At 42.9% G+C, this 4,043-nt stretch carries 4 protein-coding genes and 1 pseudogene; 2 read left to right on the top strand and 3 right to left on the bottom strand.

Annotation, left to right across the window (positions count from 1 at the left end; translation table 11 throughout):
* Positions 1 to 197, bottom strand: a pseudogene (locus Q0991_RS23560) (hypothetical protein); the annotation flags it as partial.
* Positions 198 to 773: 576 nt separating this feature from the next.
* On the opposite strand from Q0991_RS23560, the gene Q0991_RS23555 reads away from it, so the two are divergent.
* Complete coding sequence (locus Q0991_RS23555) at positions 774 to 1,232, top strand: hypothetical protein (RefSeq protein WP_299493260.1); 459 nt, start codon at positions 774 to 776, stop codon at positions 1,230 to 1,232.
* 628 nt (positions 1,233 to 1,860) lie between these two features.
* On the opposite strand, the gene Q0991_RS23550 is transcribed toward Q0991_RS23555, so the two are convergent.
* Both Q0991_RS23550 and Q0991_RS23545 read right to left on the bottom strand, forming a co-directional pair.
* Complete coding sequence (locus Q0991_RS23550) at positions 1,861 to 2,412, bottom strand: hypothetical protein (RefSeq protein ID WP_299493258.1); 552 nt, start codon at positions 2,410 to 2,412, stop codon at positions 1,861 to 1,863.
* A gap of 41 nt (positions 2,413 to 2,453) precedes the next feature.
* Positions 2,454 to 2,903, bottom strand: coding sequence for a hypothetical protein (locus tag Q0991_RS23545; RefSeq protein WP_299493256.1), 450 nt, complete (start codon positions 2,901 to 2,903; stop codon positions 2,454 to 2,456).
* A gap of 513 nt (positions 2,904 to 3,416) precedes the next feature.
* Here Q0991_RS23545 and Q0991_RS23540 point away from each other — a divergent pair.
* A complete protein-coding gene (locus Q0991_RS23540) occupies positions 3,417 to 3,941 on the top strand; it encodes a GNAT family protein (RefSeq protein WP_366525055.1) in 525 nt (174 codons plus the stop codon).
* Positions 3,942 to 4,043: the final 102 nt, after the last annotated feature.

Genomic DNA, 4,043 nt, shown 5'->3' with positions numbered 1-4,043 from the left:
CATCTGGAGTTACCAGCTAGATACCGAAACAGGATGGATCGGGACTCGGCGTCAAAGCTTGCCATTGGTTCGGCAGAGATATTAATACGCGCCTCGTCTGACCGCGACAGATGCCCCCCATAGCTTGAACCGATCAGACTACAAGCAGGAAGCAACGAAATCAACAAAGCGGTGAAGATGGAAATGTTGGGATTCATCTAACTAGCTAAGTTTAAGAAGACCGAAACTTCCCCCTATCACGATAATAAAGTGGCAGCTTGTCTACCTCTCAAATCCAAGCCTTTTCTAACATTAGCATCACGACATAAAGACTCAGTATTAATGGAAATTCACCGAGTTAGCGTTCATAAGGTCTGGGTTAAGGCAACTTAATAAGTATTATCTTTTTGCTTTTTAATACCGCCATAGCCAATCGCTAGAAAGACTAGATATCTGTACATTACAGCTTTTATACGAATAATCGAACTTCTTGAAATTAATAAATCAATATCAAATGGCTAAAACAATTTACATCTATCCCAGACCTAATAAACGCTTACATTTTTTTTCTAGGCTCAAACAGAGAGAGGTATTTTGGTAGTACCACCAAAAGTGACGAGTCGGGTAGAGAGGACTTGACTAACAGCATGATCCAAGAGCCCAACCAAGCTAAAAGAAACAGGTTTCTCGCTCTCTGGAGCTTGATCAGTCCTGGCTGTCTACTTCTAACAGTCGGCCTGTATTATCTTTTGGGGATTCATTGGAACCCAGGCACTCTCGATGCATCGCTGTTAATGATCACGATTTACGTCATTTACTGGGGGTTGCTAGGAAGTCTTCAAGGGGCATTGCTCCTTAAGTTTCAATATAAGACCTTGGCATACAAGTGGCTTCGCAACACCAGTGCAACTGGCTTTCTCATTATGCTAGTTCATGACCTAACTTTGCTGAGCACTGGCGTCAATATGAGTGGACAAGGGGGGCTTATTCTACTCCTTAGCCTACCCATTGTAGCTATCTTGGGAGGATGGGTCTTAGGCTACGCTCAATTTTTGCTCCTTAGAGGTCATCATAGCGTGGCATCACAGACCAATCGCCTACCCTTCATGTGGTTTGTAGCCAGTTTTATATCCTGGATCATGGGTTTTATTGGTATTTTTTTTAGTGGCAGTATCCCCGTTTTCTTTATCCTCTTTGCTGCAGTTGGGGGTGCTATTAAAGGCTGGGCTGTGATGAAGTATTTAGGTCTGTAGAAAAATTCCACCTGTAAATTTTTCCGCGTTGCATTACCCAGTATAAGTTTTGAAGGTGTTACAAAGACCTCACTCAACTCAGAATAAGTAGTATTTCCTTATCATGTAAGCCAGATTTTTACCCTAAACCCCAGATTGAGCAAGCGGTTGGACAGTTTCGCGATCTGGTTTTACCTAAACCAGATCGCCAGCAAAATAAAAGATTCGACCCATATCTTATGTTCACGAAAACTTACGTGAAAATTGACAATATCTCAAAGTAGACCTCTAGCAATATTCAGTTCACGATATGCTACTAACTCATTTTATGAGCATGATTTTGCCTGTATATTTGGTTCCCTTCCATACCTTTTGATTAATTATGCAAGAGGTCTAGTAATCGAATCACCCCTAAACCCTCAGTCATGTGGATTGTCAACTGGATGTTCAAGTTGGCTGAAGGCTACTCCCGGAAACCACTCCTCTCAATGCTGTGGTGCCATCTCCCGCACTGGAAGCTTAACAGATCCCTAGCCTAAGTTCATTTAGTCAAAAAATTACTGGGATTTGCCAGAAAACAGATAATTATCAAGCATAGGCTAGGGATCTGTTAAGCTTCCAAAGCAAAGCAAATGTCTCCTCTATCAATCTATTTCGTCCGCTGAGATAGATTGCCCCAACGCATTAATCCCTGACCCATCAACCAGAACAAGAGTAATTCTACTGCCAGGAACAAGGTGGCACCAGGATCTGCAAACCCAAATACGATTCCTAAGCCCAATACAGCCCACCAGAACCGTGGCAATAGTTTTTCAACAATAACCATCATGGCTCGATACATTCCCCGTTGGGGAGTTGATTCTTTGAGGATGGAGGGCTCCGAGAGACTCATGATGACTAATCCCATCAAAGAGGACGTTCCCGTGATGACGCTAAATTGACTTCTCAAAAAACTCCAAAGGCTGCGTGTCTCTTGGATATTCCAGGCGATCAACGCACCCTTGCTATAGACCATTGCATTATTGAGCAGACACAAGAGCATCACGATACTGATCCAACGCAGATGAAAACGCCAATCTTTTACCTGTGGCTGACCCTGACTAACTACACCTGCCACCTGCCAAGCCCGATAAATGAAAAACCCCGTCAATATTAGTAAGAGGTTCATGGCATAAGTGTGCAGGGTTGAATCGTCCATCATCAAAGGCCTCTGTTCTTAAGGCTTCGCTGCACTAGCATGGGTTAGTCTTCGATGGACCATTCCCACGTATAAAATGGCTGACTCTCATTTTGGCGATAGGCGTTCGCGATGATTAAGCCGTTCTGGTCATCTGCAGATAAAACTAGATGCTTCTGAAACAATTCATTCCGTGGTGTTTGGGTGGACTGAATCCAGACTGTTTGGGCAGGTCTCAGGCCTTTATATTGAGAGGCAGCATCAGGCTCATACTCTTCACTGGGAGGGGTCAGCTCTGCTGTACCCGCCGTTGAAGTCATATAGGTCACTATCTTGGAGGGGGTTTTGAGTTGAGGACGATTCTCTAATTTCTCAATAATGGAATGGGAAAAAGCTGCCGTCTGATCCATCTCAGGGTCTCCCGAACTGTCAAGCTGAGTTTGTCCTTGCGAGCACCCCATCATCAACAATAAACTGGTTGTCCCAAGTATGGACCATCGTCTTAACTGCATCATTGTTCTCCTCTCCCCAATTTTTGAGCATCTATGAAGGACCAACTTTCCTGAAAGATGTTGATTAGCTCAGTAGTATAAAGTGATGATGCCCAGATAAATGACGCTCCATAAAGTTAGTGTTCACGCCATTGGGTAGCGATCGCCCTCTGGACCGCTTAGCAGGGATGCAGAAGGATATTATGCGTTCGAGAATTCTGATCTAGCCAAAGCCACAGCATCATTTATGGTCAAGGAATAACGTGATTCAAACTAAGGTTGCACTTTTTATATAGTCAAATAGCTTATTGCTACTAACATGCAAGGCTTTTAGAGCTTTTTTAATTGTGTAAAGGTGTTACCCTGGCATCCTAGAATTTGAATCATGCCTTATTTATCACTCCCAACACACCGCCACCGCTCCCGCACCAACCCTGCTTGCACTATTTCTTCAATTCACTCCATTACCTCGTTGACCGTATAGTTCGATAGCCTGTTCAAACTCAACCGTCTATTAGCTAACTAATCCTTGCCACGTTGACCTTGTTTATACCGCTTCAAGTATCAGGATTCCAATTACGGACATGGGAATTACAGGATATGCATTCGCTCACTCAATATGCAAATAACCGTGACATTTGGCTCAATATGCGTGATGAATTCCCTTACCCTTTTACCTCTAAAGATGCTGAACTATTTATAAATAAAGCAAGAAGTAGTCGTGATGGAATTTATCTAGCACTTGCTAGTGAATCTGAGGTGATTGGTTCGCTAACCTTGCAGATTCAGGATGATATTCGACGATATTCAGGTGTTCTGAGCTATTGGGTAGGGAAACAGTTCTGGGGAAAAGGATTAGCAACAGCAGCAATTGGAGCAATCAGTGAATATGCATTCACACAGCTAGGTTTAGTAAGAATTTATGCCAAAGTTTTTAGTACAAATATTGGCTCGATCCGAGCCTTGGAGAAAAGTGGTTTTGAGAGGGAGGGATATTTCCGTAAAGGTGTTTATAAGGAGGGAAAGTTTATTGATCAAGTTTTGTACGCTAAAGTTGTGTAGTTACAGAGACTGTAAATTATTTTGTGTAAGCGGTTTAAAGTACATCCAGATTGAAGGAGACCGCTTTGAAAAAACAACGCCACTCAGATCCTAAAGTTGAGC

Origin of the sequence: Acaryochloris sp. IP29b_bin.137 (assembly GCF_028285745.1) — a bacterium.
GTDB lineage: Bacteria > Cyanobacteriota > Cyanobacteriia > Thermosynechococcales > Thermosynechococcaceae > Acaryochloris.
This window is presented reverse-complemented; position numbering and strand designations above follow the sequence as displayed.

What these genes read in the sequence shown, in the direction of transcription:
- Q0991_RS23555 (WP_299493260.1), top strand. Translation starts at nt 774, where the DNA reads ATGATCACGATTTACGTCATTTACTGGGGGTTGCTAGGAAGTCTTCAA.
- Q0991_RS23545 (WP_299493256.1), bottom strand. Translation starts at nt 2,903, where the DNA reads ATGATGCAGTTAAGACGATGGTCCATACTTGGGACAACCAGTTTATTG.
- Q0991_RS23550 (WP_299493258.1), bottom strand. Translation starts at nt 2,412, where the DNA reads ATGATGGACGATTCAACCCTGCACACTTATGCCATGAACCTCTTACTA.